We start from the raw sequence: 6,750 nt of genomic DNA on the forward strand, positions 1-6,750 counted from the left end.
ATTTTATACCCCTGCTCAGCTTCCTTATTAAAGATCAGGCAGCCTTTATCCAGTCTTGTGAGGTTTACTCCCTGCTTGATGAGCATATCCAGGTTCCCGCCATTCTCGCGGAATTGAAGGAAATCCTGTTTGACTTCACTTTTAAAGACCCCCAAAGCATCTACCCGTTCATTGTCTAATAAGACGTCGGTGAGGTGAACGACATAGCACTCTCCGTTTTTGATATGGGGGTGGTTGGATTTCTCAAATAGGTGGGAAGCAATATCCCTGGATACCGGGTGAAGTTGATCCGGGGAACTGAAAACTTTTTGAGCCGCCTCCCAGAGCGGGTGGAATTCCAATCCGGCTTCGTGGTCAAATCGAAAATAATTCTCTTCTTTTTCCCGAAACGGTTTGAAGAAGTACTCCTTGAGCAACCCGTTGATCTCATCGTTTAAAGGAAAAGTGGACTCAGACAGGAAAAGGGGTTCTCCCCGATGCTTATTCCCGACCCGGTGTACAGAAATGGATTCCAGTTGCGTGGCGTATAGGTTGATCATGAGGTCTCCTTAAAGGTGTGTTGTCAATTGAAGTTAATTCCAGTTTTCATCAAAATCCAGGTCGTCATAACTCCCAAAAGGTTCTTCAGTTTCTGAACTCGGATCGGCTTCAAATCGCTTTTCGGGAGGGGAATCGGGCAGTTCTCCAAAGCTAAAGAGCAGATTTGGATAAATGCGCCCTTCTTCAGGCTCCTCCTGGTCGGCCAGCTCCACAAAAAACGTCCACATATTTAAAAAGTCATAGACATAGAGCAACTTAGGAGCCTGTTCATCCATGACCTCAGAGAGTCGGGTGTCCTGCATAAGTCGGGCATCCGTCGTTTCTCCAATGGAGAAGAGGGTAATCTCGAGGTCTTGATTCCAATTTTCATCAGCCGTGTAAAACGAGGCCATTTCATTCCCTAAAAATCCAAAACTCTGGGTAATGATATTGTGTAATTCCTCTAGGCTTATTTCGGAATCTACCTCGATGTCCCGGAAAACGTCATCCTCAGAGTCGAGAATAACTCGGATTTTATAGATCATAAGCATGTGGGGTTGCGATTCCGGCAAATTTACGAAGAAATACCCGTTCGGGAGGCGCTTTTCAACTCCATAAATGCATACCATTGAAAACCGAATAAGACTGCAGCCAGGAAAAGGTGTGTCGCCTGGCTTCCCCATGGAAATGCAAGATAATTCATGGCGATCCCCGTGGAAATCAGTCCGAGTAACACCAGGAAGGAGGCGTTGATTTTGTGAAACCCCAAACGCATGGATACCACCCTGTAGGCAGCCCAAACATGCAGTAATAACAGGAGGATGGAAAAGGAACGGTGCAGGTAAAAAACGACTTCGGGATTTTCGAGCCAGTAGGCTTTTGCCTCCATTCCGAGAACTTTTGCCTGCTCATCTATAAACTGGCGCACCTGGGTGCCCATTAAAATTTGCAGCATGCTCAGGGGAACCACCAGCCACCAGATCCGGTAGGTGGTGCGGTCGTAGCGGAAAGATCGAATTCTGGAATCAGAGCTGTGGACCATCCAAAGCAACATTCCCACAATCACAAGGGCCATAAACATGTGAAGTGTTATTTTCACAGGTTCCAGGACGGAATAAACCACAGTAGCCCCTAACCAGGCCTGAAATCCAATGGCAATAACACCCAGCCATGAAAGCAGCACCCGGGATTTATGCGTTTTCCACCACCCGAGGGATACCAGGGCGAGGAGGAGCATGGCCAACCCTGCCAGTGCGCCAAGGAGTCGATTGATGTATTCGATCCAGGTGTGGGTAGCATTGAATACCGCGTAATCATGCCGGGTATACGGTTCCCAGTTTTCAGGACTGAAATCCGAAGTGCTTGTAAATTCCGATTGGGCAACCAGAAGGGTTTCGTCCCGGATGATGACCTGTCCTTCCGTATAGGTTTTTTCAGGTGTCCATAGCAATTCCGATTCTTCCGTAGGGGGTATCAGGTAGCCAAAGCACTTGGGCCAGTCCGGACATCCCATACCACTACCCGTCATTCGAACGACCGCTCCCGCCAGTATAACCAGATAGACAAGAATGAGAGAAATCTTTGCCAGGGGGCGGTACCAATGTTTAATTTTTTTCATAATCCTCCCTTATTTGGTTGTGTTGCCTCCCCCGAGGGTGTCAGTCCCAGGTCCAGGCCCTTTTGGATCATAAAACGATACGCGGCTTCCGGTTCGTTCGGGATTTCTCCTTCAAGAATCCCCTCTTTGATCGCATCCTTTATTCTTCCGATTTCCCTGCAAGGCTTCAGGTTGAAGGCCTTCATGATTTGTTCCCCGGTGACCGGAGGTTGAAAGTTTCGGATCCGGTCGCGCTCCTCTACTTCCTTAATTTTTTTTCGAACCGCTGCAAAATTCCTCAGGTACCGTTTTTGCTTTCTGGGGTTTTTAGTGGTTATGTCGGCTTCACAAAGCGTCATCAGGTCCTCGACATCGTTTCCAGCATCAAAAATAAGGCGTCGTACAGCGGAATCCGTGACGTGATCATCGGATAGGGCCACCGGCCTGGAACTAAGCCTGACCAATTTCTGCACGTATTTCATATGCTCGTTCAGCGGCAGTCTGAGTCTTTTAAAAACGGAATACACCATTTTCGAACCGACGAATTCATGCCCGTGGAAAGTCCAACCAATTTTGGTGTCAAATCGTTTTGTGGGGGCTTTTCCTATATCGTGCAGCAGGGCGGCCCAGCGCAGCCAGATTTTATCGGTGGCCCTGCAAATATTATCTACCACCTCCAGGGTGTGCCAAAAATTATCCTTGTGCCGCTGACCTTCGATTTCCTCTATACCCCTGAGGGCAGTCAATTCCGGCAAAATATACTCCAGGAGTCCGGTATTGTGGAGCAGAGCCAGGCCAACAGAAGGCTGGTCTGCAGCCATTATTTTCTGAAGTTCATCCACAATCCGCTCTCGGGAGACGATTCGGATTCGGTCTTTATTTTTTTCTATAGCCTCTAAAGAAGCCGGTGTAATCTCAAAACCCAGCTGGGTTGCAAAACGTATCGCCCGTATCATGCGCAGCGGATCGTCGGAATATGTAATACCAGGCTCGAGAGGTGTTCGGATGACCCCTTTCTTTAAATCTTCCCGCCCCTGAAACGGATCGAGCAGGGTAGCGAAAGACTCCTGGCGTAAATCCAGAGCCATGGCATTGATCGTAAAATCCCGGCGTTTCTGATCTTCTTCAAGGGTTCCATCCTCCACCACGGGTTTGCGACTATCCGCGCGGTAGCTTTCTTTTCGGGCCCCGACAAACTCCAGGTGCAGATCACCCTGCCGGATCATGGCGGTCCCGAAATTTTTAAAGACAGTGACCCTGGGAGTCCCGGGCAACATTTGCGAAACCTTTTTGGCAAGGGCTATACCGCTACCTATGGCGACAATATCGATATCCTGTTTCGCTCCCCGCTCCAGAAAATAATCCCGCACATACCCGCCGACCACATAAGCCTCGAGTCCAAGCTCTGTAGCGGCCATACTTATGACCTGAAAAATAGGATCAGTCAGGGCTTTTTGGTAACGTTTGTTTTCCATAGGTATATCGCGGGAAAGGGCTATCCATCTATCAGGTGTTAATCTCTATTTGACAGTGCAGTAAAAGCACCTTTCTTCCGGTTGCAAAGGTACCACATCTTCAATTTCTTGTTTTGACCGGGGAGAACTTTTTTCGAATCTGTATTTTTACAGGAGTCATCCGAAGATAGCCCAGCAGACTTTTATACTTTTGCCTTTGTGAAAACCCCTTCAGAACAGCTTAAAATTTCTGTAATTGTCAGCACGTACAATTCAGAAGCATGGCTTGAAAAAGTCTTGATCGGTTTCAATTGCCAGAGCTTCAGGGATTTTGAGGTCATCATAGCTGATGATGGTTCTGCCGCTCCTACCCGGGAGCTCTTGTAGCGGATGCAGGAGGAGGTTTTTTATCCGATCGTCCACGTGTGGCAGGAAGATGACGGTTTTCAGAAATCCCGGATATTGAACAAGGCGGTGGTGGCCTGTAATACCGAATATATCATTATGACGGACGGGGATTGTATTCCGCGCCGCGATTTTGTAGAAGTACATTATATCAATAAGGAAGAGGGTTATTTTATTTCAGGGGGATATTATATGCTCCCCATGAATATTTCCCTGCTTATTACCCCTGAGGATATCGAACAACAGAGGTGTTTTGATATCAATTGGCTTAAAGAAAAGGGAATTCCAAAAACCTTTAAAAATAACAAGTTGACCGCCCGGGGCCTTGCAGCCCGATTCCTCAATGCGATCACCCCCACTAACGCGAGTTGGAACGGACATAACAGTTCCGGATGGAAAAAGGATATCCTCAATGTAAATGGTTTTGACGAACGAATGCAGTATGGGGGACAGGACCGTGAGTTGGGGGAGCGCCTTTTTAATTTTGGAATCAAATCAAAACAACTCCGTTACAGTGCAGTATGTGTGCACCTGGATCACAAGCGCGGATACAGAACTCCTGAATCCCTGGAAAAGAATGCCGGGATACGCAAAAAGACAAAACAGGAGAAACGGGTATGGACCCACTACGGCATCACCAGGTAATTGGTAAGCTTGTTTTTAGCTTCCAGTCTTTTCAATTCCCGATAGCGCTCCAATACACCAAGAGCGTTGAGATAACAGATTGTCACCCCTTTCTTTCCATCCAGGAATCCGAGCCTGAGAATATAATGATGGATAAATTTCCAAACGGGTTTGATTCCCATGAGCAGATAACTAAACCCCTTTTCCTTATAGAAATCCTCTTTGGCCTTCAGACGGCCATAGTGCAGCATTTTATTTTTGTAATCGGAATAACCCTTATAGCAGTAATGGATAAGTTTATTCTCGAGGATTCCGGAACTACCGTTAACCTCGAGGGTTTCATGCACGAGTTTACAATCCGTAAAACTGGCGGAGCTCTTTCGGAAAAGCCTGTAGTTTTTATCAGTTTGCCAGCCACTAAAGTGCAGTGGCGCTTGTTTAAACATAAATTTCCGGTAAAACCAGAAGGCTGCATGCGGCGTTTCTGAATCGATGGTAGCACGGATTTCCTCTTCTAATTCAGGACCTACCACTTCATCGGCATCCAGGAAAAGGACCCAGTCGTTCGAGGCTTTTTCCAAAGCGACAGTTTTTTGTCGGGTAAAATTTTCGAAGGGATGCAGGAAGACAGTTACATCCGGATCTTCGAGCAGGAATTCATAAGTACCATCTGTACTGTGTGAGTCTACTACGATAATCTCGTCGGCAAAGCGCACCGAATCGATACACCGTTCAATGTACCCCATTTCATTATAGGTAATGATCAGGGCTGTCAGTTTATTTTTGGTTGCTGGTTGCATGTGCCACGGCCTTCAAACGGCCTTCATTGTTATAACAAAGAAACGATTAAAAAATTGTAATTGCCATATTTACTCCGCACTAACCCGGGGAAATACACGTAATAAATCGAAGATATTAATTTGAAATTCAGGCAGATACGCTATATGTTCTAAGCGCCTCATTCAGGGAGGTTTTTTTATCCGTGCTCTCTTTGCGTTTCCCGATAATCAAGGCACAGGATACCTGGTACTCCCCTGCGGGAAAATGCTTGGTATAGCTCCCGGGTATGACTACGGATCGCGCCGGAATACGACCTTTGTATTCTACCGGGGCATCACCGCTTACATCGATAATTCGCGTAGACGCCGTGAGCACCACATTTGCACCTAAAACAGCTTCTTTTTCTACGTGTACCCCTTCAACCACTATCGACCGGCTGCCGATAAAGGCATTATCTTCAATAATGACGGGAGAAGCTTGTAGGGGTTCCAGTACACCGCCTATACCCACACCCCCACTTAAATGTACATTTTTACCAATTTGTGCGCAACTCCCAACAGTGGCCCAGGTATCAACCATAGTACCTTCATCCACATAGGCCCCTATATTGACATAGCTGGGCATTAGGATGGTACCTGGGGCGATATAGGCGCCATGCCTGGCAACAGCATGAGGAACTACCCGAATACCCCGGGCCTCATATCCTTTTTTAAGCGGTATTTTATCGTGAAATTCAAAAATACCCACTTCCTGGGTTTCCATTTTCTGAATGGGAAAATAAAGGACAACAGCTTTTTTAACCCATTCGTTTATGGTCCAGCCTTTCGTTTCAGGGCTTGCACATCTGAGTTCCCCTTTATCAATGGCATCTACTACTTCCCTGATAGCCTCACGTGTATCGGGGTTTTTCAGGAGTCCTCGCGATTCCCATGCAGCTTCAATAATAGAACGAAGGTGGTCCATACAGGTTTTTTGACAAAGATAGGTACGCCTTTATAGTTATCCGAATTTTAAACACTTTGGTTTGAATATCTTATTTTTGCAGAAAATTATTGGTGGCACGAATTCTCGCATTGGATTATGGGACAAGAAGGACTGGTGTTGCGATTACAGATCCTTTCCAATTGATCGCTTCAGGACTCACAACGGTTGCAACTGATGATCTTTGGGACTTTTTGGAGCAATACCTTCGGGAAGAAGACGTGGAGCGTATCGTAGTGGGAGAACCCAGGCAAATGGACAATACCCCTTCAGAGGTGGAAGGTGCTATCGGCGGATTTTTAAAGGAATTGAATAAAAGGTATCCGAAACTTCCTGTTTCCAGGCAGGATGAGCGGTTCACCTCGAAAATGGCCCTTCGCACCATGGTTG

General features: G+C 46.8%; 7 protein-coding genes and 1 pseudogene. 2 read left to right on the forward strand and 6 right to left on the reverse strand.

What is annotated here, in order from left to right; translation table 11 throughout:
- From WBV75_RS02040 to WBV75_RS02055, 4 genes are all read right to left on the reverse strand, one after another.
- Positions 1 to 539, reverse strand: a 539-nt coding sequence (locus WBV75_RS02040) for a nucleoid-associated protein (protein WP_424118991.1), incomplete at its 3' end; no start/stop codon positions are given.
- Between the two features lie 33 nt (positions 540 to 572).
- A complete protein-coding gene (locus WBV75_RS02045) occupies positions 573 to 1,064 on the reverse strand; it encodes an IS1096 element passenger TnpR family protein (RefSeq protein WP_424118992.1) in 492 nt (163 codons plus the stop codon).
- A 29-nt stretch (positions 1,065 to 1,093) separates the two neighbouring features.
- Positions 1,094 to 2,137 carry a COX15/CtaA family protein gene (locus WBV75_RS02050; RefSeq protein WP_424118993.1) on the reverse strand — a complete coding sequence of 348 codons (1,044 nt, stop codon included), beginning with the start codon at positions 2,135 to 2,137 and terminating at the stop codon, positions 1,094 to 1,096.
- Positions 2,134 to 3,591 carry a CCA tRNA nucleotidyltransferase gene (locus tag WBV75_RS02055; protein ID WP_424118994.1) on the reverse strand — a complete coding sequence of 486 codons (1,458 nt, stop codon included), beginning with the start codon at positions 3,589 to 3,591 and terminating at the stop codon, positions 2,134 to 2,136. The genes WBV75_RS02050 and WBV75_RS02055 overlap by 4 nt, the downstream gene beginning before the upstream one ends.
- Before the next feature lie 198 nt (positions 3,592 to 3,789).
- Between WBV75_RS02055 and WBV75_RS02060 the strand changes: the two are divergent.
- Positions 3,790 to 4,620: pseudogene (locus WBV75_RS02060) on the forward strand (glycosyltransferase family 2 protein).
- On the opposite strand, the gene WBV75_RS02065 reads toward WBV75_RS02060, so the two are convergent.
- Positions 4,602 to 5,399, reverse strand: a complete 798-nt coding sequence (locus WBV75_RS02065; protein ID WP_424118995.1) for a glycosyltransferase family 2 protein — start codon at positions 5,397 to 5,399, stop codon at positions 4,602 to 4,604. The pseudogene WBV75_RS02060 and the gene WBV75_RS02065 sit on opposite strands and share 19 nt — an antisense overlap.
- A gap of 127 nt (positions 5,400 to 5,526) precedes the next feature.
- Complete coding sequence (locus tag WBV75_RS02070; protein WP_424118996.1) at positions 5,527 to 6,342, reverse strand: 2,3,4,5-tetrahydropyridine-2,6-dicarboxylate N-succinyltransferase; 816 nt, start codon at positions 6,340 to 6,342, stop codon at positions 5,527 to 5,529.
- A gap of 92 nt (positions 6,343 to 6,434) precedes the next feature.
- Between WBV75_RS02070 and ruvX the strand changes: the two genes are divergently transcribed.
- On the forward strand, positions 6,435 to 6,750 hold a 316-nt coding region (ruvX, locus tag WBV75_RS02075), incomplete at its 3' end, for a Holliday junction resolvase RuvX (RefSeq protein ID WP_424118997.1).

The organism is Robiginitalea sp. (assembly GCF_049588695.1).
Lineage (GTDB): Bacteria > Bacteroidota > Bacteroidia > Flavobacteriales > Flavobacteriaceae > Robiginitalea.